This window comes from bacterium, from assembly GCA_029210965.1.
Taxonomy (GTDB): domain Bacteria; phylum BMS3Abin14; class BMS3Abin14; order BMS3Abin14; family BMS3Abin14; genus JALHUC01.
In genome coordinates this window covers 17,873-42,711 of sequence record JARGFZ010000014.1, presented here as the reverse complement: position 1 = coordinate 42,711, position 24,839 = coordinate 17,873, and the positions used below count along the sequence as shown (strand labels likewise).

Genomic DNA, 24,839 nt, shown 5'->3' with positions numbered 1-24,839 from the left:
ACATGCTGAATTCACGATTGTTTTTTCGCTTTAAATCTGAGATCTGAGATCTGAGATGTGAGATCAAATCTATCATGAATTGAAGGTGCCCATGGCCAAGAACGAACCTCGAAAAGAGAAGAAGCTGTCTCCCGCGTCCCACTCCCGCTGGCGTGAGATCGTCGGTGTGGCTCTTGTGGCTGTGGGGCTCTTTTTTCTCCTGGCCCTGGTTTCCTACTCGCCCCGGGACATATCTCTCAATAGTACTGGCACCGGGCAGAGCCAGGCGAGCAACATGGGCGGCATCGTCGGCGCCTACCTGGCGGACGCGAGTATCCAGGCTCTTGGCTGGACCGCTTTCATGATCCCGGTTTTCTTTTTATTCCTCGGTGTGACACGTTTCTTCCACAGGAACTGGGGTAGCTGGGCATTGAGGTCGGCGGGTGCTGCTCTGTTTGTTTTGACCTTGTGCGTTCTGGTCCAGTTGAGGTTGGGTCCGATAACCTTTACAGGGGGCAAGGTCCAGGCCGGCGGTACCATCGGCAAACTTGCTGCGGACGGTCTGATATCCTTTTTTAACGTGGCAGGGGCCCATGTTATCGTTCTGGCCCTTCTCCTGGCCGCCACTCTGATCATGACCAACCTTTCCCTGAGGGCCGCGGCAGCCTGGCTGGCCGGGTTGATCGGTGCGTTGTTTACTCTGGTGACCAAGAAACGAGAACGCACCCGCCGGAAAAAAGTTGTCAGCCGCGCAAAGGAAATTGAACAGAAAATCAAACCGCCGACGATAGAGAGTAAGCCTGCGGTTGTTAACCGGACCCGTGCAGCCTCCCCCAGACAGGAGGAGTTCGACACTCTCCCGCGCCCACGGGGCAAATTCTCCCTTCCCCCTCTTCACCTTCTTGACATGCCAGACGAGGATCACAGAAATGTGACGGAGGAAGAGCATCTCGCCAGAAGCCGGATGCTTGTTAAAAAACTTCAGGATTACGGGATCCACGGCCAGGTAACAGCGGTCAACCCGGGTCCTGTCATCACTGTATTCGAGTATGAACCGGGGCCTGGGATCAAGGTCAACCAGATCGTAAGCCGTACCGGTGATCTTTCCCTTGCCATGGGCGGGGTGGATATCAGGATCGTGGAGCGCATCCAGGGCAAATCAGCCATCGGGATCGAGGTTCCCAACATTGAACCTGAGACAGTTCGCCTCAGGGAGATCCTGGGCTCAGCCGAGTTTGAATCGTACAAGGGGATTCTCAGGTTCGCTATAGGGAAGGATACATCGGGTGTTCCCTACATCACCGATCTGGATTCCATGCCCCACATGCTTGTGGCCGGAGCTACCGGCACAGGTAAGAGCGTGGCCATCAATTCCATGATCCTGTCCCTGTTGTTCAACCTTACGCCAGACGATGTCCGTCTGGTTATGGTGGATCCGAAGATGCTGGAACTTTCTCCCTACGAGGGGATCCCCCACCTGCTGGCACCGGTTGTCATGGAGCCGAAGAAGGCAGCTTCTGCCCTTCGCTGGCTCGTGGCCGAGATGGAGAGAAGGTACCAGCTTCTGTCTGCAAGGAAAGCCAGGAATATAGACAGCTACAACACCAAGACCGCCAGGATCAAGGAAGAGCTGGGGGAGGATGAAGACAGGAAACTTCCGCACATCGTGGTCATCATTGACGAACTGGCCGATCTCATGATGACCACATCCAGGGATGTGGAAGAGTGCATAGCCAGACTGGGGCAGATGGCCCGTGCGGCAGGTATTCACCTTATTCTGGCAACACAGCGTCCCTCGGTGGACATCATTTCCGGGAGCATCAAAACTAACATCACCGGCCGCATGGCTTTCAAGGTCACCGACAAGTCAAACTCCCGGGTCATCCTGGACCACAACGGGGCGGAGCAGCTTCTCGGTCGGGGCGATATGTTGTTCATCAAGACAGGGATGACCGGCCTGACACGCTTGCACGGGTGCTTTGTCACGGAGGACGAAGTGGGGAGAGTTGTCAAATTTCTCAAGGACCAGGCCAAGCCTGAATACAGGGAAGATCTGTTCGACTATCAGCCCTCTATTCCAGGGGCAGAAGATGACGGAGAAGAGGACGAGAAGTACCAGGTGGCCCTGGATTTCGTCTACAACAAGGGTTATGCTTCGGCCTCCATGATCCAGAGAAACTTCAAGGTGGGTTATAACAGGGCTGCCCGCATGGTTGAGCGCATGGAGCTAGACGGTCACATCGGCCCGCCGGATGGCGCCAAACCCAGGCCGCTCCTGCGGAGGTATGAGGTTGATTGATATGCAATCCTGGCGATGTTTTTCAACGCAGAGGAAGGCTTCAATCTTGATAAAGTCGCAAAAAGTCCAATCCGGGACTTTTCGCTCCACGGAAAGGGAAAAGCGTCGTTTTCCCTTTCCTTACAAATCAATGACTTACAGTGCGAGTCATTGATTTGGGCGCCCCGCACGCGGCGCATTGATGGGCTTTTTGCGAGTCCATCAATCTTGGTGAAAAAGAATTGAACCTTTCAAAATTCAAAAGATCGGGCAATTGCGACACGCTGTTCGCATTCCTGGCTGTTATCGCTTTTCTGATAGCGTTTCCCTCCCCCGGGTTGTGCCAGGACGAGGCTGACCGGGCCCTTGCCCTGGCAAGAAAAACCTATGCTTCCCTGGTGGGTCTTCAGGCCGACTTTGTTCAGACTGAAGAACGGCCCGGAGTGGGTATGAGTTCCAGGGAGGAGGGGATCCTTTTCTTCAGCCCCCCGGACCGTATGCGCTGGGATTATGGCGGTAAACGCCCTCACTCTGTAGTCATAAACAACTCCAGGGTCTGGATCCATACCCCCTCCCGCAAACAGATCATCGTCAGGGAATTAACCCCTAAAGAGATGAGAATGGGTGCTGCCACCTTCTTCAGCGGACTGGACGGGATCGAGGAAGATTTCACCGTTCAGTCAAGGGTGACCGCTCCCGGTGAGAGTGTTCCTCTCGACCTGTTTCCTCTTGAAGATAACCTTCCCTACGACAAGATCTCCATCCTGGTGGCCTCCGACTCAGGCCTTGTGGAGCGCATCGCCATTCACCATAAGTTGGGGAATGTGACCACAATAACCTTTCATGGCATAAAAACCGGGGTGGAGCTTTCGGATGACCTGTTCAAGTGGGATGTTCCGAAAGGAACGGAAGTGATTGAGCCGTGAAATGTTATCGTGGAATAGGGAATGAGGAATAGGGAATAAGGGAGGAAAGACGTATTGCTTTTATTCCACCTCCCTTCTTCCACCTTCTATATTTATGAAAGTCACCGTCACCATGCTCCTTAAAGGTTCACAAGAGTGCGGCAGATACAAGGCCAGAGTTCCGAGGAACACCGGAGGCGTATATGCCGACATACGTCGAGGATTTCCGAGGGGCGATAACGCAGAAGATGCTGTGCTCTTGGGGACCGCATAAACAATGAAGGTTTCTGTTGTAAGTCTTGGATGTAACAAAAACCTGGTCGACACCGAGGTTATGCTCGGCCACCTTCACAAAGCCGGCTGTGTCGTCGTTGAGGAGCCGGAGGATGCTGATTGTCTCCTCATAAATACCTGCTCTTTCCTCACCGAGGCGGTGGAAGAATCCCTGGACCGCATCGTGGAGCTGGCTCAACTTAAAAGAGAAGGCGGCCCGACGCGTCTGGTGGTCACCGGGTGTCTGGTCAGTCGCTACGGGGACGAGATCCTGAAGGAAGTGCCTGAGGTCGACGCTCTCGTTCCCCACAAGGACCTTGAAAGTGTTGTGAGGGCGGTAAAGGGCGATGATCAGAACGCAGAACCCGGAACGCAGAACGCAGAAGAGCTCAATTCTCAATTCTCAATTCTCAATTCGGAATCATCTTTCCCTTTCCGTATTCGTTCCCACCCTTCCCATCGCGCCTACATCAAGATCGGCGAGGGGTGCTCCAACTGGTGCGCCTACTGCCTCATTCCCTCCATTCGAGGAGAGTTTACCAGCCGTCCGGCTGCATCCCTCCTAAGCGAAATGGAGTATCTTGTCGGCCAGGACGTCCGGGAGGTCACCCTGGTGGCCCAGGATTCTGGACGCTACGGACAGGATCTGGGAAAAGACAGTCTGCCGTCCCTCTTGCGGTCCCTCCTCGGCGTTCCTGGGGACTATTGGCTCAGAGTCCTTTATGTTCATCCATCCCGGGTTACGGATGAAATTCTCGAGGTTATAGGTTCCGACCCGAGAATCTGCCGATATCTGGATGTTCCTTTTCAGCACGTATCAGCCTCAGTCCTTGAAAGAATGGGCAGGGGGGAGGCACCCTCGCCCATGGATGTGGTGCGACGGGTCCGCAATGCCATACCTGGTGTTTACCTCAGGACGACTCTAATGACCGGTTTTCCGGGGGAAACGGAGGAGGACTTTAATGAACTCCTCCACTTCATTCAGGAGGCTGGTATCGATCATCTGGGTGTTTTCCCCTACAGCCTTGAAGAGGGGACACCGGCAGCGGGAATGAAAAATCAGGTGCCCTCTGATGTCGCGAGATCCAGGGCTGACAAACTCATGGAGGAGCAGGCCGGGATCTCAGCACAGAGGTTAAGCAGGCTGGTTGGGCAGGAACTGACTGTCCTTGCAGAAGGGTTCGACGAAAAAGGCCCCTTTGGCCGCCATCAGGGCCAGGCACCGGAAGTTGATGGTGTGGTGAGGCTCGACGAAGACATTGAACCGGGCACGTTTGTTCGAGTGCTGATCACGGATAGCGATATCCATGACCTTAAAGGGGAAGTGCTGGACTCAGACCCTGAAACACCTGCGGTCTGAGTCCAGGTGTCGGCGTAACGGGGTATCGGGGTATCGGTGAGAACCACGACAATCAGCTGACAGCTGATAGCTTTCAGCATGGCCTTTTCGCCGACACACCGACACACCGACACGCCGATACTTCAACTTGAGAGGATGCGGCAATTATATTAGACGAAATCAATGGTATAAAACTGTTGCAGACTCCCAAGGGTGTAAAGGCCTCCATCGATGGTCTCCTCCTTGCCCGTTTCATCAAGCCATCCCCTGAATGGAGGATTGCGGATCTTGGCTGCGGCAACGGCCTGGTGGGTCTTCTGCTCGCGAAGGAGAACCCCTTTTGCAGTCTTCTGGGAGTAGAGATCCAGTCCGAACTGATCGGGCAGGCAAGGCAAAGCGCCCGCATAAACAGCCTCGACAACATTCGGTTTGTTCAGGCTGACCTCAGAAACCACCCCTGGAAAGGAACTCTGGAGCGGTTTGACATGGTTCTGGCCAACCCGCCCTACAGAAAGGTGGGCACAGGCCGGATAAGCCCCGACCCATCCCGAGCTGCCGCACGTCATGAGATTCACGGCGGCGTTTCAGATTTTGCACGCTCTGCCTCCGCTCTGCTTCGAGACGGGGGATCGTCCACCTGGATCTACCTGGCGCGGCGTTTTGACGATCTTGCAGCAGCGGTGACCGCCGCCGGCATGGAGCCGGTGCGCAAACGGTACATCCTTTCAAGAGAAAATGAGGAGCCGTCCCTGGTTCTGCTGGAAGCCCTGAAGGGAGATGGGTTAGGGATCGTGTATGGAGAGGAACCGCTGGTCCTGTATCGGGAAGGGAAGGGGAGGGAATATACAGAGGAAGCGAGGGAAATAATTTATGGAAGGGCCAACGGGGAATCAGAACTGTGACTGGTGAAAAGTGAAGAGTGAACGGTGAACAGGAAAAACGTTCATCATCCACATTTCACAATTCACGGTCCACCTTTCACTGGCTGCAGATTTTCAATCCTGCGGCCGCTTTTTCTTTATTTCAAACTTTATATCTTCCACCACTCTTTCTCCCACCGCCCTTTCCAGGCGGTTAATGATGTCTGTTTTTCTCATGGAAAGCTCGTTGATCCAGGCTGGTTCAGTCACTTCGACGATAAGGGTCGATCCTCTGAAACGGAAAGGCTCCGCATAGGGCGCGGCATCACCGGCAGCCTCCTCCCAGGCAAAGAAAACCTTTCCCTTGGCTTCTATGTCCCCCGGCATCTGAAGCTTTGCCATAAGGGAGCCCAGTAGTTCGTTGACCGGGGTGAGGGTGGACTTGGTTCGTTTATGTCTGGACATGAGGCAATTTTCTCCAGGGTGAACTGTAAATCGTGAACCGTGAACAGAAATATCTATAAAAAAGAAGCGTCCCTTCATCTTCTCACATATTTACATTACTTCCACTTGACAAAGAAGCGCACAGATTGTTCGACTTCACGGATCACTATTCACCCTTTTATGATGGAATTTTATGGTTTTGCACAATGCAATAGAGTATAATTGTATACTGTGTACAAAAAAATGTTTCTTTTTAGACGGTAACATACTGGTAATAAAGGCTTATGCAATTAAAAATACACCAAACACTTCGTGAACAGATCGTATCTTCCCTGAGAGATTCGATCATAAAGGGTGAGCTGAACCCGGGGCAAAAGCTCACTGAACCGGAGCTTGCCAAAAAACTCGGGATAAGTCGCACCCCTATACGGGAGGCTTTCAGACAACTTGAAAGTGAAGGGTTTCTTACTGTCATCCCAAGAAGGGGTGCTGTTGTTTCCAGGATCACAAGAAAAGATATTGGTGATTTTTATGATCTGAAAAGCCTTTTGGAAGGCTACGCTGCCCGTATCGCTGCGGAGAAGATCACTGAAAAGGAGATCGAGAAGCTCAGGAAAATTAATGAACAGCTGGCCGTGCTGGCTGAAAAGGATGATGTGGACGGGTTTTTTTTCAAGAATGAAGAGTTTCACAATACTTTTATTTCTTATTGTGGTAATGAAAAACTCCTTGAATTTCATAAGCATCTGGTACAGCGGTTCATGAGATTTCGTCTTGGGGCTCTATCTGTACCTGGAAGGCTGCTGGCTTCCGTGAAACAGCACAGAAATATCATAAAGGCTCTGGAAGAAAAAGATGGCCCTCTTGCCGAGACAGTGGTTCTTGAGCATGCGCTGCTCAGCGGAGTGGAACTGGCCGAACGAGTAGAACAGGATGGTGAGGAGAAAAGTCAGCTGTAATGCCCATGTCAGGATTGTGTTTTACCAGGGAGTATTTTTATGAGTAGTTTCAAGATCAAGATAGATGAGCCCAAACTCCTTTCCGAGGATATCGCGGAGTCCATCAAAACGGCTATCATCAAGGGCAAATTCAAGCCGGGCGAGAAAATCCCGGAAGGGGAACTGGCCGATTCCATGGGGATCAGCAGGACGCCCCTGAGAGAAGCGTTCCACAAACTGGAGAACGAAGGGTTCATCCAGATCATTCCGCGGAAGGGAGCGGTGGTTGCTGCTATTGATGCCGATGAGGCGATTAACATTTATGAGATAAAGAGTACCCTGGAGGGCCTTGCCGCAAGGCTTGCGGCAAGAAATATGAAGCCAAAGGATATCGGTAAACTGGAAAAGATCAACGATGAACTCAAAGAACTCATAGACAAGAACGACCTGGAATCGTTTTACAAGGTCCACACAAAATTCCACGAGGGATTCGTAAAGATGTGCGCCAATAAACGTCTTATTCATATGATCTCCAATCTCAATGATCACTTCAACCGGTTCGGGATCATCTCCCTTACTCTGCCGGGACAGTTCGAAAACGCTATTGCACAGCATAACGAAATCATAGAGGGTTTCAAAAATGGTGATCAGAACCTTGTGGAAGAAAGGGTCAGGACCAACGTTATGACTGGCGGGCGTGTTCTTGTGGCCCACCTGACCAGGCTCCAGGGTCAGAAAGAGGAAGAAGAGGGGTAGTAGCCAGAAACATTGACAGGGTCGCAAAAAGTCCGTAATCGGCTTTTTGCTTCTCGGAAAGGGAAAAGCGTCGTTTTCCCTTTTTTTACAAATCAATGACTTACGGTGCGAATCATTGATTTGGGCGCCCCGCGCGGGGCGCATTGATGACTTTTTGCGAAGTCATCAACATTGATTCATAAACATTTCTCTGACATTATTGGCCGGTACCGCAAAAAAACGTGGTACCGTTTTTTTTTGCAGTGAAAAGTGAAGCGTGAAAAGTGAACGGTCGTTAAGAGGTTAGAATACCTGTTCACGGCCAACTGTTCACTATTCACCATTCACTACTCACAATTCACTACTCACAATTCACTTTTCACGAATCACGGAATTCAATGAAACTCAAACGCCGCACTTTTCTGAAAACTGGCGGGACGATCCTTGCCTCCCTCTTCATCGGTGGTAAGGTCCGGCCTGTTCAGGCCTCCTCATTTTCAAGACTCCTTCATGGCCGGGAGGTGCCCGGCCGTTGTCCACTGTGCAGCCTGGGGTGTGGAGTGATCTACCAATCCAGGGAACAAGGTCGATGGAACGTGGAAGGTGACCCTGACTGCCCCGTGGCTCGCGGTTCACTGTGTTCACGGGGAGCAGCACTCACCGGATCACTTGGTGAGGCAGATATCGCCAAACCTCTGTATCGCCCCCCCGGGGGAGACGATTTCATAGAGATCGGATGGGATAAAGCCATTCACCTTGTGGCAAGGCGGCTTAAGGATCTCAGGGACAGAGACCTGGGGCTTTTTTCAGCCGATGGCGAAAAGATATCTAATCGTTTTGACAGTCTTGGTGTTGTAACAGGAGGATGTCTTACCAACGAAGAGGCATACACTATTTCCAAATTTTATCGTGCTCTAGGTGTCCTGAGCATGGATACATCGGTAAGAGCGGGACATGGCATGGCCGTTTCCGGACTTCTGGATACCCTGGGACTGCCCGGCGGAACCCATCCGGTCACTCAGGTCTCTTACAGTGACGTCGTTGTCCTCGTCGGCTGTAATCCTGGACAAACGGCCCCGGCATTGTGCCGTTTCCTTGATGAGGTCAGGGAAAGAAGGGGCGTCGTAATTGTCCTTGATCCCCGGAAGTCTGAAACGATAAAAAATGAGGATCTCTGGTTGCAGCTGCGTCCGGGGACAGATAATGCTGTTCTGGGCGCTTTTGTCCATTGGGTCTTGCAGTATGCTGACATCAGGAAGTCTGACCTTGTCGAACATTCGGATGTTGCCTATATCGTACTGAGTGAGATCATGGGCTCATATGAACGGCACCCCTCTGGAAAATACAAGAACTGGACGATAGTGGACGACACCATGTCAGAACCTTACTCAATTTTCCAGCGAATGAAGGAGCATTTTAACCGTTATGACCTGAGGAAAACCTCCAGCATTTCCGGAGTGGACGTGGATCTTCTGCGTCGAGCATGCACCCTGCTGGCAAGGACTGCCAGCCCCGATTTTTCAGCTACTTTTATTCTTGGTTCCGGGGTGCTTGCCAGCCCCTCCGGGGCGGATGCTATGAGAATGGCCTCTGCTATCCAGGCCCTTCTTGGCAACCTGGATAAGAAGGGAGGCGGCATTATTCTCCCCTCTGCCGCAGGTAACGCACAGGGTGCGTGTGATATGGGTCTTCTTGCACCTTACTTACCGGGTTATCTGCCGCTGCCGCGGCGGCACCAGAAGGTAGTGACACTACCAGATGACCAGGAACCCCTTGATGCTCTGGTGGGCGCCTGGTACCCCTCCACCGATACCAAAAAGGCTTTGGATTACCTCCCTCACCTTGAAGCGGATGAAAATCCATCTATCAGTACCATTATCCAGGGTGTCGGCGATGAACAGATCCAGGCCCTGATAACGATCGGATCGGATCCACTCAGCAGTCTTTCGGATAACTCCTCGATCCTGGAGGTTCTGTCCCGCCTGGATCTCCTTGTTGTCATGGACTGTATCCCCAATCGAATAAGCAGATTCTGGAAACAGTTTCCCGGTAGAGAATCCACCATTAAAACAGAGGTTATCTTTATTCCCACTGAACCACCGGCTTTGAAAAACGGTTCCATGACGGATCCAGGGAGGCGGGTAAGATCTGTCAGGCCTGTAGACGCCGGGAACAACCTGCCTCCGGGTCTTCTGGAGTTTATGGTAAATCTGGGTAATTCCGTGCGTTCCAAATATAGGACCGAAGGAGGTGTCCTCGCAGGTCCGGTGCTGGATCTGAGCTGGCCTTTGACCCAGATACCTGAGGAGGTCGCGGCTGAGATCAATGGGTGGCGTCAGGATGCCATCCAGGAAACGGTTCTGCCTCCTGGAAAACCGTGGCAAAAGGGGGACCGGTGCGGGAACCACCTCTATCGCGGCTGGATGAATGGTAAAGAATGGTTGGCCGATCGGAGAGATCTGGCCGACCCTGATGGAGTGGGACTTTACGAGATGTGGGGCTGGTTCTGGCCATGGGGTATTGCCGACCCCTTTTCCTGGATAAGGGAACCAGGAAATGAGAAAGGCGCCTATCTCAGATGGAAAGGGCAGGGTCATACGAAATACTCCGCTGTAGATGTCCTGCCTTTAAGACCTCAACTGCCGGTGAAGTTCTGGAGACTTGTGGACAAGGGTAATCCCTTCCCGGAACACCATGAACCGTTTCACAGCCCTTTATCCGATTCTCTCACAGGTGGACGTTCCAACCCGAATTTGCAGCTTCGTAGAGAGGTTGGTGACAAATGGGGTTACCTGTCCAGAAGGCCGGAGGAGGTCCTGTCTGAGTATCCCGTGATCATCATGATGCACAGGACAGGCAATATAATGGGAACCGGTGGGATCACAGCCCAGCCGAACAGTGCCAGGGAACTCGGAGTGGACAGGATCGTGGAAATTGGGAAAAACCTTGCGCAATCATTGGGAGTTAAGAGTGGCCACAGGATTATCCTTCATTCTCCCTATTACGATGATGGTGTACCAGCAACGGCCCTGGTGACTGGCAGGATAGGTTCGTTTGAAAATAGCGGGGCTATTTATCATGTAGCCTCTGTGACCCTCTATGGACATGACGACGTGGGAGTTAACGCACTAACACCGCCGGCTTTCGACTATGTAACTGGTGGCATGGAGATAAAGGTGTTTATGGGGAAGATCGTGAAAGCGTAAAAAAACCAGGGACAAGGGACAAGGTACAGGGAAAAGGTGTTCGTTTTAAATGGCCCCTTGTTCCATTTACCTTGTACCTCGTACCTAAACTGCTTTACCCGGAGGTTTTTCCAATGTCAGACCAAAACACAAGACGAGAATCCGCCCGCCAGGCTCTTTTTTCAGGAAAACTGGACATCGAAGAAATGGATGATGTCCTGGCACTGTATAGGGATCTGTTCGAGTTTAATGAAAAAACGTCCCTCCCGGCCAGGGATCAGAAAGGATTAACCAGTGATCAGGCCAAAATGAGGCTTACTGAAGGGTTTTCTCTCATCGATCCGGGAGACCTGCTTCCCGACCCGGAAGCAATGGCTGCCATGGTCAAAGATGTGGTTCGGATCCTGGGCCGACATTCTGAAGATCCCGACGCACTGATGGAGGACATGGCCAATCTGACTGCTGAACCCGCAAGACTCAACGATCTTGCCCGGACCTTTCTGACTGAAGGCGAAGAGGCCCTCAGAAAAGAGCTTCTATTGATCAAAGGGGCGAACCCGGAGGTATTGATGTTCGTTCTTTTCAATGCTCTGAAAGGCTCTTTCCTGTTCGCTGCCGGCAGGTGTGAAGGGATCGACATTTCAGCCTGGGAAAAGGGCAGTTGCCCGGTGTGCGGCGGTGAACCGGCGGTGGGGTATATGATGGGTGAGGGTGGCAAGCGCTACCTCATCTGTTTCAGATGTGAGTCACACTGGCAGTTCAAGAGGCTCACCTGTCCGTACTGTGATCACCATAGCCCGAAGGAGAGCGGCTTCCTGTTTTCAGAGGATGCCGATTACAAGACCCTGTCGGCCGGTGTCTGTAATGAATGCCAGGCCTATATTAAAGGATGGCGATTAGAAGGTGATGAATTGGGTGATATGCATCCGGAAGTGGAAGATCTTAAAACACCAGGTTTTGACCGCGCTGTGGAGGAAGAAGGGTTTTCCAGGGGCGCCCCAAATATCTTCGGGGTGTGGATAGGTGCTGTGACTGAGGAGGAAAATGCCGATTAAGGGCACGCAGGCCATTTCTCTCTTTTTTGTGTTGGTGTTTCATTTTTTTCAGTTATTTCTTGAAAAATAAAACACCGTAAGATATTCTGCAAATGCACTTCAGGGGAGCTTCGGCCAGGTGCACCAGTATATATAACAGGTGAGTCATGTTTATATATCTGGTGTGCAGTGTTTATATACGGTATACAGTATTTCTGCATGCTAATACATACGGGCTATCATGTCCGCCAGATCGCCGACTCAAAAGTCAGCTAAGGGTCTTCCGATCTCGTACCGTCCCTTCGGGATGGGCGGGACGATAGGGTGCCGGGAGCAATTCCGATGCCTGCCTTTCTTGCAAAGGAAGCCATGAAATGCGCATGGTTTCCTTTGTGCGTTTTACGGATCGAATCCAGCGAGAGGAAGGTATCCGTTTCGGAAGGAGGTGACCCCAACGCTTGTCCGGCAAAATTATCGTACGCTATCTGGACTTTAACCCGTAAGAAAGGAAGGTGTAGACAAGGATGAACGTAACCAGGAGAGATTTTATCAAGATCTCCGGTGCGACCGTGTCTGGTGCCGCGCTTGGTGGCCTGGGCCTCCGAGGCACAGCGATGGCGGGGACCCGCAAGGGTAACGTCGCCATCAAGTATGCCAAGGAGTCCACCACCATCTGTCCTTACTGTGCCGTGGGCTGTGGCATGATCGTCAGTGCCCACGCCGGTAAGGTCGTCAACATCGAGGGAGACCCTGATCATCCAATCAACGAGGGTTCCCTGTGTTCAAAAGCGCAGGCTGTCAGGCAGGTCTCGGAGAGTGAGTGGCGCATTACCAAGCCTCTTTATCGTGCGCCTCGCAGCGCAGAGTGGAAAGAGGTATCCTGGGACTGGGCCTATAATGAGATCTCAAAAAGGGTCAAAAAGAGCCGTGACGCCGGGTTCACCAAGGTCAACGCCAATAACCAGGTGGTCAACCGCACCGATACCATCGCTTCAGTGGGCAGTGCGGCGCTCGATAACGAGGAGTGCTATGTACTCCAGAAATGGCTTCGTGCCCTCGGCCTGGTGTATATCGAACACCAGGCGCGCATATGACACAGCGCAACCGTAGCGGCTCTGGCAGAGTCGTTTGGAAGAGGCGCGATGACCAACCACTGGATCGATATCCGGAACTCGGATGTCATCATAATTTCCGGAAGCAACGCTGCTGAGAACCACCCCATCAGTTTTAAATGGGTTATGAAGGCCAAGGAGAAGGGTGCCAAGCTTTTGAGCCTGGACCCGCGGTTCACGAGAACCTCATCCAAGGCCGATGTCTACGCTCCCATCAGGTCGGGTTCAGATATCGCCTGGTTGGGCGGGATGATCATGTACATCCTCGATAACGAGCTGTACCACAAGGATTATGTCCGCCTGTACACCAACGCTCCTTTCATCGTGAATACAGACTTCAAGATGCCAGGTGAACTGGACGGCGTGTTTTCGGGGTACGATCCAAAGAAGAGAAGTTATGACAAAAAGGCGTGGGCCTTTAATACCAATGCCAACGGAGAAGTCAAAAAGGATCCGGAGATGAAGGACCCGATGTGCGTCCTCCAGCTCCTGAAGAAACACTACTCCCGATACACGCTGGACAAGGTGTCCGCCATCTGCGGGACTCCTGTAGATAAGCTGCGCGAGGTCTACAAGATCTTCGCATCCACAGGCAAGCCCAACCGCACAGGTACCATCATGTATGCCATGGGCTGGACCCAGCACACCGTGGGCACCCAGAACATCCGGACAATGGCCATGATCCAGCTGCTGCTGGGCAATATCGGCATGGCGGGCGGCGGTGTGAACGCGCTGCGGGGTGAATCCAACGTTCAGGGGTCCACGGACCACTGCCTTTTGTTCCATATTCTCCCCGGGTATCTCAAAACCCCTCGGGCCAAGGACACGAACCTCACAACCTACAATAAGAATTACACACCCTCTACGAAGGAGCCCTATTCCGCCAACTGGTGGAGCAACTATCCGAAGTACAGCAACAGTCTTCTCAGGGCCCATTTTGGCCTGAGCGCCAGCCTGGACACCCAGTACACATGGCTGCCGAAGCTTGACGACGGGCAGAACGCCTCATGGCTTATGATCTTTGATGAGATGCTCAAGGGCAAGTTCAACGGTTTCTTCGCATGGGGCCAGAACCCGGCCTGCTCCGGCGCCAATGCAGGCAAGGTCAGGACAGCACTCGGCAAGCTGGACTGGATGGTGAACGTCAACCTGTTCGACAACGAAACCGGATCCTTCTGGCGCGGCCCGGGTGTGGACCCCGGTCAGATCAAGACAGAAGTGTTTTTGCTCCCCTGCGCCATGTCTTTCGAAAAGGAAGGCTCTATAACCAACTCCGGCCGTTGGGCCCAGTGGCGCTACGCTGCGGTCGAGCCCCCGGCTCCCACCGACGCGGACATCGTCAACGAACTCCAGTGGCGTGTGAAGAAGCTCTATTCCGAGCAGAACGGGGTCTTCCCCGAGCCCATCGTGAACCTTGCCTGGGATTACGGCCCCAAGGGCCCCGACGGCAAGACCTCCCACATGGACACACATTTCATTGCCAAGGAGATCAACGGCTATTACCTTGAGGACATCAAGGACGATAAGGGCAACGTTATCGCCAAGAAGGGCGACCTCGTTGTATCCTTCGCCGCCCTCAGGGACGACGGCAAGACCTCGTCGGGTAACTGGCTGTATTGCAACTCCTATAATGAGAGTGGCAACAATATGGCCCGGCGCGGTAAATCCGACCCCACCGGCACCGGCTTGTACAACGGCTGGTCCTGGTGTTGGCCGGTGAACCGCCGGATAATTTACAACCGGGCCTCTGTGGATGAGTACGGTAAGCCCTGGGCCTCCCACAAGCCGGTCATTTACTGGAACGGTTCAAAGTGGATCGGCGATGTGCCGGACGGTGGATGGCCTCCCCTGCGAAAGCCGGACGGAACCTGGAACGAGAGGACCAGACTGGCTTACATCATGAAGCCCCACGGTGTCTCTCATATCTTTGGTCCCGGGCTCGCCGACGGACCCTTCCCCGAGCACTACGAGCCTCTGGAATGCCCCATTGAGCGCAACCTCATGAACCCCCAGAGGATCAACCCGGTGGCGAAGATGTTCACCGGCAAGATGGACCAGTTCCTTAACTGCGACGACAGATATCCGCTGGTCGCGACCACCTACAGGGTCACGGAACACTGGCAGACCGGTGTTCTCTCAAGGTGGCTGCCATGGCAGGCGGAGCTGATGCCCGCAAACTTCGTGGAAATGAGCGTGGAGCTCGCCGAGGAGAAGGGCATCACTAACGGACAGAAAGTCGTCGTTACCTCGGCCCGTGACAAGGTAGATGCCGTTGCCATTGTGACCAAACGGTTCAAGCCGTTCCAGGTCGCTGGCGCTACTATTCACCAGGTGGGACTCCCCTGGTCATTCGGTTGGGCGACAACAAAGGAGCACGACGTCATGGCGAACGGGAAGGCTTATTCCAACCCGACCTATGGCGATTCGAGCAACCTTTTGACGCCCGGCATCGGGGACGCCAACACCATGATTCCTGAGACGAAGGCCTTTATGGTCAACGTCGAGAAGAAATAGGAAGGGGGTGATTTGAGTGGCTGAAAAAATGATAGTTATTGATACTTCCAAGTGTACTGCCTGCAGAGGCTGCCAAACGGCCTGCAAGCAGTGGAACAGTCTTTCGGCGGAACAAACCGAATGTAAGGGCAGCTACGAGAACCCCCAGAATCTCTCATACAACACCTACACCAGGATCCGGTTCAACGAGGTAGAAAACGGTGGAGAGATCAGTTGGTTCTTTGGCCAGCATCGTTGTTTGCACTGTACGGATGCAGGCTGCATGAAGGCTTGCCCCGTTCCCGGTGCAATCACTCGTGACGCTGCGGGCTCCGTGGTGATCAACCAGACGCTGTGCACCGGGTGCAAGTACTGCGTATTCGGCTGTCCCTTCGACGTCCCCCGCTATGACGGGGCAAACGCTGAAAAGTTCGGTGTGGACAAGGCGTTCAAGTGCACTCTGTGCTTCGACCGCCAGGAAATGGGCATGCAGCCCGCCTGTACCAAGACCTGCCCCACTGGTGCACTCTTTTTTACCGATAAGGGTAAACTGGAAGGGATCAGAGCATCTGCAAAGGATCGGGGCCTCACGGTCTACGATGGCGGGTCTCTGAGCACAAACGTCGTGTTTCTGCTCGAGGACAAGGCTGGCCAGTACGGCCTGCCCTCCAAGCCCGCAATCCCGACAGCTACTTTCCTGTGGCGCACTGTCATGAAGCCGGTGGGTGTCATCGCATTTCTGGCAGGGGCTGTGGGGCTTCTCGCCCATTACGTTACCGTCGGTCCCAAAGACGCCGACGAAGGGGGCGGAGCAGCACCCCCGCCCTCCTCACCCGGGGAAGGAGGTGAGTACTGATGTCACATCATCTCTTGAAAAGGTTTTCGCCCCGTGAGCGGCTTGTTCACTGGATCCACATGCTAACCTTCATCTTCCTGACACTGACCGGCCTCGGGTTGTATGCTAAGTCTTTCTTTGGCCTGACCGGGGTGTTCGGCGGTGTGGATGTGTCCAGGGTTATCCACCATTGGGCTGGTGTCCTGTTCATCGTTACGACCGTGGTCATTTTCATGCAGTGGATCAAGGAGATCACTGCTCCTGGAGATGACACGGTAGTTGCGGTGGTCAAGGGTTACTTCGACTCGAGTTACAAGGCGGCCCCTTCAGGGAAGTTCAACGCAGGCCAGAAAATGGCCGGTTGGGCAGCTCTGATCCTGGGGCTCTTCATGGGAGGCACTGGTCTTGCCATGTGGTTTCCCTTCCAGCTGGGTAAGGGTCTGCAGCAGTGGATGTATTTCCTGCATAACCTTGGCTTCATCGTGTTCCTCGGTTTCATCATGCTCCATGCCTACCTTGGAACCTGGGGCGTCCCTGGTACGTGGCGCGCCATGACAAGGGGTACAGTTACCAAAGCCTGGGCGCAGAAGAATCATGCCAAATGGGACGGTGAAGAAGCGTAAATAGCCTAAACAGCCTATCAAGGTATGGGGCCCCGAAAGGGGCCCCTTTTTTTTAGTTTTGAACGGCTGTTTAGGCTTCCAGTGCAGAGTGCAGAGAAAATTCGGGGGCTGGGGTCTGGTGTCTGGGATCTGGAACACAGAACACAGAACGCCCCTCGACTGAGCTCGGGACAGGCAGAACACAGGCGAGTACCAAAACCTGGAACCTGGATATAGTGCCAGGAACCAGGTACTAGGAACAAGGAACTTATTCCTCTATAATCTTACGGTTATGACCAAAAAAATCCCGAATAAATCCCTATTACGCCATATCCCCAAGGTGGATTCGATTCTGGAGCACGCAGCCGTTAAACGTCTTTTCGGCAGCGTGCCTGAACTGACTATAAAGGCTGCGGTCCGGAGCGAGATCGACCGTATCCGGAGTCTTCTGCTGGAGGGGAAAATAACCGATAAGGCCGATCTTTCCCTTGATACTACAGCCGAGGCGGCCGTTCACAGGATCTTGAAGATGGATCGGCCGAACCTGCGGCACGTCATTAACGCCACCGGGGTTGTGATCCACACCAACCTGGGGAGGAGCCCCCTGTCGGATGACGCTATCCGTCAGGTCGCCATGGCTGCCAGGGGGTACTCCAATTTGGAGTATGATATCGAAGGCGGGCAAAGGGGGTCCAGGGACGACCTGGTGGAGGAGCTTATCTGCCGGCTCACCGGGGCCGAGGCGGCCACCGTGGTCAATAACAACGCCGCGGCGGTCATGCTTGTTCTACGGACCATGGCCTCGGGAAAGGCTGTTGTCGTATCCAGAGGTGAACTTGTGGAGATCGGCGGAAGTTTCCGGATACCGGATGTCATGGAGGCCTCAGGGGCACAGCTAGCCGAGGTGGGAACGACAAACAGAACGCGGATATCGGATTACCGCAAAAGGATCACCGCAGAAACGGGCCTGCTGCTCAAGGTGCACACCAGCAACTACCGCATCGTCGGGTTTGCCGAAGAAGCATCTGTTGAAGAGCTCGCGGCTCTCGGAAAAGAGCACGACCTTCCTGTTGCTGTGGATCTGGGCAGCGGCTGTCTTGTGGATCTCAGGGAACTGGGGCTTAAGCACAGCGAACCAACAGTCAGGGGGGTTCTTGCCCAGGGTGCCAAGGTGGTGACCTTTTCGGGTGACAAGCTTCTGGGAGGTCCCCAGGCCGGGATCATCGTTGGTACCAGGGAGTACCTTCAGGCAATAAAAAATAACCCAATGAAGAGAGCCCTGAGAGTGGGCAAACTCACCCTGGCCGCGCTGGAATCGGTTCTGAAGGCCTATCTTGACCCGGCTACAGTGGTTGAAAAGATCCCCACTTTGAGAATGATGGCCGCTAAAAAAGAAGCTGTTGCGGCCCGGGCCAGGCGTTTGGGAAGAAGGCTTTCCGATCTTCCCGTCCGGATCTCGACTCTCTCCTCAGTGTCCAGGGTGGGGGGAGGCTCCCTGCCCCTTGAAGAGCTGCCCACGATGCTCCTTGCTCTCGATCCGGAAGAAATGTCCGCCCACGACCTGGAGGGCAGGCTTAGACTTCAAGACCCGCCGGTGATCGCGCGCATTGTGGATGATAGACTGTGTCTCGACCTGCGCACGGTACAGTCGAGACAGTTGGGAGACCTGGAAAAGGCTATCATAGGAGCGCTCCTTAATGCAAAGCAGTAGGATCGCTCGTATCGGTGTGTCGGAGTATCGGCGTGTCGGGGAAAGAGCCAGATCTTGAAACGGGGAAACGGGGAAACGGAGAAGCGGTGACGCGGAGAAAGGCATTTATGTCCATAAGACAGAGAGGCTTTCAAGAAGGGTTCAGCCATTCGGCAGGCTCAGGCCCCGAGCTATGTCGAGGGGATGCAAGGCCTGAGAGAGGAGGTAACCGGAGGCGTATGAAAGACGACAGTATGGGTGTGTGGGTGTGTGGGTGTGTGGGTGTAAAACCCCGATACCCCGATACTCCGATACCCCGATACCATAGAGGTCAGAGGCGTTGACCACCCAGGGCCACATAATAATTGGTACGGCCGGTCACATCGACCACGGCAAGACTTCATTAGTCAAGGTCCTGACCGGTGTCGACACCGACCGTCTCAAGGAGGAAAAAGAGCGGGGCATTACCATCGAGCTGGGTTTCGCTCCGTTCACCCTCCCCTCCGGTTTGCGGTTGGGCCTTGTGGATGTGCCGGGTCACGAACGTTTCGTCAGGAACATGGTAGCCGGTGCCACAGGGATCGATCTGGTGCTCCTCGTCATTGCTGCAGATGAGGGAGTAATGCCCCAGACCCGTGAGCATCTCGATATCTGCCAGCTCCTGGGTGTCAAGAACGGGGTTATTGCCCTCACCAAGACTGATATGGTCGATGATGAGTGGCTCGAGATGATTACCGAGGACGTAAGGGATTACCTCTCGGGCACCTTCCTCCAGGATGCACCTATTGTTCCCGTTTCCTCTATCACCGGCAGCGGTAAAGAGGAAGTGGTTGCTGCTATTGAAGCTGCTGCCCGGAAAATTCCGGGAAGAACCGACAAGGGCATCTTCAGGCTGCCTGTGGACAGAGTTTTCACCATGAAGGGGTTTGGCACAGTTGTCACCGGTACCCAGACTTCGGGAAAAATTTCCACCGGGGAAGAGATCCTGTTCCTTCCGGGGGACAGGAAGACGAAGCTCAGGGGCCTTCAGGTCCACGGCGAATCAGTTTCGTCAAGCTCGGCCGGGACCAGGACCGCCCTTAACCTGCAGGGCATCGATAAGGATGAGATCCACCGTGGACAGACAGCGGTGAGAGCCGGCGTTCTGCGCTCCACTCTCATGCTTGACGCCAAGGTCAGTCTTCTCCCTTCAGCCCCTCGACCGTTAAAAAACCGCGAGCGGGTTCGCCTGCACCTTTACACGGCTGAGATCATGACGCGGACAATCATTCTCGATGGTGAGGTTATTCAACCTGGCGAAGAGGGTCTGATACAGCTGCGCCTGGAAGAGCCGGCCATTGCACTTCCAGGTGACCGGTTTGTCATTAGAAGCTATTCTCCCATGGCCACCATCGGGGGTGGCCACATTATTGATCCCCTTCCCGGGAAACATCGCCGGAACCGTCCACCCGTGATCGAGCGGTTAAAGCGCCTGGAGGAGGGCAGTCTCCAGGACCGTGTGGAAGTCTACCTTGAAGAGGCCGGGGACTTTGGTCTTGAGGCGGCGAATCTGTCTGTAAGGACCGGGCTTGATACTCCGGAGATGAAAGAGCTGCTGACCCGCATGGACGATGATTCAAAGGTTGTCCTGGCAGTAACCGGTGACGGGACACTGGCCTACTCTGCCGCCTCCTTTGATAAAATAAAGGAGCGGCTGTTAAATGCGTTGGAAAAATTCCACCAGGCCAACCCTGCCAGGGCGGGAATTGGTCGTGAAGAACTCAGGATGAGGGTCGCCCGCCAGCTGCCGGACCGCCCCTACAGGAACCTTCTGGCAACACTTCAGGAACAGGGCGCGATCGCCTTGGACGGGGATATCGTACGTATTGGAAGCCATGAAGCTACTCTGACCCCTGACCAGGAAGCCCTGGCAAAAAAAGCGCTGGTCCTCCTTGAGAAGACACAGCTTTCCGCACCCTTTCTCGCAGATATCAGCGAGGACCTCAAAGCCCCTTCTGGAAACCTCAAAACGGTTCTCAACCTTCTGGCTGACAAAGGTGACCTCGTCAGGATCAAAGACGATTATTTTGTTACATCCAATGCCCACACCGTTCTCATGAAAGGGGTGGAGAAGTATTTTGGGTCCAACCAGGAGATGGCCCTGGCCGATTTCAGGGAAATTGTGAACACCACCAGAAAATGGATGATCCCTCTCCTGGAGTATCTTGACCGAACCCAGGTCACCATGCGTAAGGGGGATGTGAGGATAAAAAGAAAAACGGTGAGGGGTAATGGGTAATGATGAGAATGAACCCTTCGACGCGTTTCACTTGCTCAGGGCAGGGAATGCAGAATGCAGAATGTAGAATGACAATCAGGACACAGGACACAGGACACAGGGCGCAGGGCACAGGACGCAGTAAAGAAAAATGGTGCGTTGTCCGTCATCGCGAGCAGATACCCATGCGAAGAGATCCCGATCTGATTTCGCAGAAATCCCTCTCCCTACAGGAGAGGTCAGGTGAGGAAGGAATTACAGGTCTTCTCCGCGACTTCAGCGTCCTCTGCGTTTAGAAAGTCTTAACCTTTTTTAAAAGAAAGTGCTTTGGTTTCAGGTTTTTCCAGCGGCCCTCTGTGATAATGCCTGAGAGGCGGCGTTCCAGCCTGCCCTGAGCTTGTCGAAGGGCGGCCCTCAGCGTTGAAGCTTTAGGAGATTGAATGATAAGAGTTTCGGAAGCAAGAAAGATCATCCTGGACAATGTGAACCTTCTGGGCAAAGAGGTTGTGAGCCTGGACCAGTGCCTGGTCCGGGTCCTCGCCGAGTCGATATTTGCCCGTAGAGACGTCCCGCCCCAGGATAATTCAGCCATGGACGGCTTCGCCCTTACCGCAGTAGCCACAGAGGGAGCTTCCGATAATACGCCCGTCTCTCTTCCCATCGTCAGGACTATAAGGGCAGGAGACCTGGCTGGTTCTCCTATTGCTGAAAGCGAGGCGGTGAGGATCATGACCGGAGCGCCTGTGCCTGGCGGTGTGGATGCGGTTGTCCGGGTGGAAGACACCTATGTGGAAGCTGAAAACCTTTTCCTCACAAGTCCTGTAAAAAAAGACGCCAACATCCGGCGGTCCGGTGAGGATATCAGATCCCTTGATGAGATACTGCCGGCGAGACGGCCCCTGCGTCCAGCCGACCTCGGACTGGTTGCTTCCCAGGGGATCGCTCAGCTCAAGGTTTATAGAAGGCCGGAAGTGGCGATCCTTGCCACCGGGGATGAGGTGGTCAGCCTGGGCGAGGTTCCCCACGAGGCCCAGATCTACAGCAGCAATTCCCACGCCCTGAGCGCTCTGGTGAGGGAGTGCGGCGCTATTCCCAGACAGCTCGGAATCGCCCGGGACGAACCCGACCATCTTGCTGCCATGATCGAAGAGGGACTCCAGTCAGACGTTCTCGTGACCACGGGGGGGATCTCTATGGGTGATTATGACTTCCTGAAGGATGTTTTTGGTACGGTAGGAATTGAGGTTCTTTTCTGGAAAGTGGCCCAGAAACCCGGAAAGCCCATGACCTTCGGAGTGCGCCACGGCAAACCCGTGTTTGCCCTCCCCGGCAACCCGGTGTCAGCCACACTGTCCTTTGAACTGTATGTTCGTCCGGCTTTGAGAAAAATGATGGGACACACCCGGCTGTTCAGGCCCACGGTGAAAGCTGTCCTGGAACAGGATATTAAAAAGAAAACCGGGCGTCGCAACTTTATCAGGGGGATCGTTGAGCGGAAAGAAGACGGGGTCCTCTACGTCCAAACTACCGGGGATCAGGGTTCCGGGATCCTTCGCTCCATGTCGGACGCCAACGGGATCATTGTTTTGTCAGAAGATGCCGAAGGGGCGAAAGCGGGGGAAAAGGTGGAAGTGTATCTCATTGATAGTGAAGAGGCTTTATGCTCCGATGGAGACTAATCCTCACTATCGATGAAGTGTAGAGTGCAGGGTGTAGAGTGTAGAGTGTAGAGAGGAACACCATTTCATTTGTCATCGCGAACCGTCGACTGTGTGAAGCGATCCCGGTTACTATAAAAGCGAGTTTTCTCACCGCAAAGGACGTCACGCCAGAGGCGTGATGACCTCTGTATTTAGAAAATTATGGTTGATCTTAAAAAAATAAAAGCAGAAGCAGAAAATCTCCGAAATGCCATTTCCAGGCACAACCGCCTGTACTATGTTATCGACGCGCCGGAGGTGTCTGACGCCGAGTATGATGCGCTCCTGCGTCGTCTGGTGGAGATAGAAGAAACTCACCCCGAACTCCGCACTCCGGACTCCCCCACTCAAAAAGTTGGCGCCGCGCCCAGTGAGCAGTTCGCCCCCGTTCGGCACACTCTTCCCATGCTTTCTCTGGGCAACGCCATGGATGAGGAGGAGGCGGTTCAGTTCGATGCCAGGGTGAAGAGGTTTTTAGGCAGCGACGAAACGGTCACCTACGTAGCCGAGCCCAAGCTGGACGGACTCAGCGTGGAACTGGTTTACGTGAACGGTGTCTTTGTCCTCGGATCCACCCGCGGCGACGGGGTGACAGGGGAGGACATCACTGCCAACCTGAGAACTGTTAAGTCCATACCTCTCAGGCTTGCCGGTGAAACGATACCGGCACGTTTGGAAGTCCGCGGCGAGATCTTCATAAACAGGACCGATTTCGATCTCCTGAATCAAGAGAGAGAGGCTGATGGACAGGAACCTTTTGCCAACCCCAGGAACGCCGCCGCAGGCAGCCTGAGACAACTTGACCCTGCTGTCACCGCCACCCGGCCCCTGGACGGATTCTTTTACGCTTTAGGTGAGATCGAGGGGGATTTCTTAACCAGCCAAAATGAGCTTTTGGAATATCTCTCAGCCTCTGGGTTTAAGGTCAACCCTATTAAAAAGGTGTGTGTGGGGATCGAGGAAGCCCTGGCCTATTATGAAGAGCTAGGACGGGTAAGGGATGAACTTCCTTACGAGATCGACGGTATGGTCATAAAGGTGGACCGGTTCGATCTCAGGGATGCCATCGGTAGGACCTCCCGCAGTCCCCGGTGGGCTGTGGCATACAAGTTTGCTCCTGAGCAGGCCAGTACAGTTGTCGAGGACATTGCGGTCCAGGTGGGCCGTACGGGGAAGATCACTCCGGTAGCTCACCTGAGACCTGTCAGGGTGGGCGGAGTTATGGTGTCCCGTGCCACACTCCACAATCAGGACGAGGTGGGTCGCAAGGATGTGAGGGCAGGGGACACGGTGGTCGTCCAGAGAGCAGGAGATGTGATCCCGGAAGTGGCGGAGGTTGTTTTTGAGCAGCGTCCGAAGGGAACGTTCCCCTGGATAATGCCGAAAACCTGTCCTGTTTGCGGGAACAGTATCGTACGGATGGAGGGGGAGGCGGCTCACCGCTGTACAAACATCGCCTGTCCCGCTCAGGTCAAGGAACGGATCTTCCACTTCGCCTCCCGGGGCGCCATGGACATCGAGGGACTGGGAATGAAGACGGTGACCCAGCTCGTGGACGGTAAGAATGTCTCTGTTCCCTCGGACTTAAACAGTTTGACGATGGACGATTTAATGGGCCTTGACCTGTATGCGGAAAAGTCGGCCCTGAACCTTTTGGATGCGATAAGTGAGGCTAAAGGATCCAGGACTGCGGATCGTCTACTTTTCGGGCTGGGCATTCCCATGGTGGGGAAGGTCGGGGCACGATTGCTAATGGGCCGGTTCAGGACGTTGGATGAACTGGCAAGTGCCGACATGGATGGTATGCTCAAGATCCACGGTGTCGGTCCTGAGATCACGGATCAGGTCCTGTCTTTTTTCCGGGAACCGGGAAACGCTGAGGAAGCCAAGAGGCTGTGGGAGATCTTTCAACCGCAGGAGGTCTCGGTCCCGGAATCGGAAGACCTGGCAGGAATGACTTTCGTCCTCACAGGCACTTTGGAGAATTTCACCCGTGACGAGGCAAAAAGACTCATTGAAAACCGTGGCGGCAAGGTCATCGGTTCTGTGAGTAAAAGGACTGGCTATGTGGTTGCCGGTGCCGACCCAGGCAGCAAACTGGACAAAGCTGTGAAACTGGGCGTGAAGGTGCTCAGTGAGGAAGAGTTTGTGGAGATGATAATCCCTAATGAATGATGAAG

The 24,839-nt window shown here is 53.9% G+C and carries 16 protein-coding genes; 15 read left to right on the top strand and 1 reads right to left on the bottom strand.

Features of this window, described 5'->3' with window-relative positions; translation table 11 throughout:
* The first annotated feature begins 91 nt into the window (after positions 1-91).
* The 4 genes from P1S59_07495 to P1S59_07480 all read left to right on the top strand — a co-directional run bounded on the left by P1S59_07495 (position 92) and on the right by P1S59_07480 (position 5,676).
* The gene (locus P1S59_07495; GenBank protein MDF1526095.1) at positions 92-2,278 is read left to right on the top strand and encodes a DNA translocase FtsK; all 2,187 of its coding nucleotides are present in this window, start codon (positions 92-94) and stop codon (positions 2,276-2,278) included.
* A gap of 221 nt (positions 2,279-2,499) precedes the next feature.
* Complete coding sequence (locus P1S59_07490; protein MDF1526094.1) at positions 2,500-3,183, top strand: outer membrane lipoprotein carrier protein LolA; 684 nt, start codon at positions 2,500-2,502, stop codon at positions 3,181-3,183.
* 256 nt (positions 3,184-3,439) lie between these two features.
* Entirely contained in the window at positions 3,440-4,795 is a 1,356-nt protein-coding gene (gene rimO, locus P1S59_07485) for a 30S ribosomal protein S12 methylthiotransferase RimO (protein MDF1526093.1), read from the top strand.
* 176 nt (positions 4,796-4,971) lie between these two features.
* Positions 4,972-5,676, top strand: coding sequence for a methyltransferase (locus tag P1S59_07480; GenBank protein MDF1526092.1), 705 nt, complete (start codon positions 4,972-4,974; stop codon positions 5,674-5,676).
* Between the two features lie 93 nt (positions 5,677-5,769).
* Here the strand turns inward: P1S59_07480 and P1S59_07475 are convergent, their stop codons facing one another.
* Complete coding sequence (locus tag P1S59_07475) at positions 5,770-6,099, bottom strand: DUF721 domain-containing protein (GenBank protein ID MDF1526091.1); 330 nt, start codon at positions 6,097-6,099, stop codon at positions 5,770-5,772.
* 263 nt (positions 6,100-6,362) lie between these two features.
* Between P1S59_07475 and P1S59_07470 the strand changes: the two genes are divergently transcribed.
* The 11 genes from P1S59_07470 (at position 6,363) to ligA (ending at position 24,834) form a co-directional block, all read left to right on the top strand.
* Entirely contained in the window at positions 6,363-7,037 is a 675-nt protein-coding gene (locus tag P1S59_07470; protein MDF1526090.1) for a GntR family transcriptional regulator, read from the top strand.
* A gap of 39 nt (positions 7,038-7,076) precedes the next feature.
* Positions 7,077-7,772, top strand: coding sequence for a GntR family transcriptional regulator (locus P1S59_07465; protein ID MDF1526089.1), 696 nt, complete (start codon positions 7,077-7,079; stop codon positions 7,770-7,772).
* Between the two features lie 377 nt (positions 7,773-8,149).
* Positions 8,150-10,957: a molybdopterin-dependent oxidoreductase gene (locus P1S59_07460; protein ID MDF1526088.1), complete on the top strand. Its 2,808-nt coding sequence runs from the start codon at positions 8,150-8,152 to the stop codon at positions 10,955-10,957.
* A gap of 113 nt (positions 10,958-11,070) precedes the next feature.
* Positions 11,071-11,991: a formate dehydrogenase accessory protein FdhE gene (locus tag P1S59_07455; GenBank protein ID MDF1526087.1), complete on the top strand. Its 921-nt coding sequence runs from the start codon at positions 11,071-11,073 to the stop codon at positions 11,989-11,991.
* 503 nt (positions 11,992-12,494) lie between these two features.
* A complete protein-coding gene (gene fdnG / locus P1S59_07450; GenBank protein ID MDF1526086.1) occupies positions 12,495-15,596 on the top strand; it encodes a formate dehydrogenase-N subunit alpha in 3,102 nt (1,033 codons plus the stop codon).
* 16 nt (positions 15,597-15,612) lie between these two features.
* A complete protein-coding gene (locus tag P1S59_07445; GenBank protein MDF1526085.1) occupies positions 15,613-16,431 on the top strand; it encodes a 4Fe-4S dicluster domain-containing protein in 819 nt (272 codons plus the stop codon).
* Positions 16,431-17,033 carry a formate dehydrogenase subunit gamma gene (locus P1S59_07440; GenBank protein ID MDF1526084.1) on the top strand — a complete coding sequence of 201 codons (603 nt, stop codon included), beginning with the start codon at positions 16,431-16,433 and terminating at the stop codon, positions 17,031-17,033. Before P1S59_07445 ends, P1S59_07440 begins: the two co-directional genes overlap by 1 nt.
* Before the next feature lie 271 nt (positions 17,034-17,304).
* Entirely contained in the window at positions 17,305-18,723 is a 1,419-nt protein-coding gene (selA, locus tag P1S59_07435; GenBank protein ID MDF1526083.1) for an L-seryl-tRNA(Sec) selenium transferase, read from the top strand.
* 319 nt (positions 18,724-19,042) lie between these two features.
* The gene (gene selB / locus P1S59_07430; GenBank protein MDF1526082.1) at positions 19,043-20,980 is read left to right on the top strand and encodes a selenocysteine-specific translation elongation factor; all 1,938 of its coding nucleotides are present in this window, start codon (positions 19,043-19,045) and stop codon (positions 20,978-20,980) included.
* A gap of 419 nt (positions 20,981-21,399) precedes the next feature.
* Positions 21,400-22,638: a molybdopterin molybdotransferase MoeA gene (locus P1S59_07425; GenBank protein ID MDF1526081.1), complete on the top strand. Its 1,239-nt coding sequence runs from the start codon at positions 21,400-21,402 to the stop codon at positions 22,636-22,638.
* Positions 22,639-22,821: 183 nt separating this feature from the next.
* On the top strand, positions 22,822-24,834 hold the full coding sequence (ligA, locus tag P1S59_07420; protein MDF1526080.1) for an NAD-dependent DNA ligase LigA: 2,013 nt from the start codon (positions 22,822-22,824) through the stop codon (positions 24,832-24,834).
* Positions 24,835-24,839: the final 5 nt, after the last annotated feature.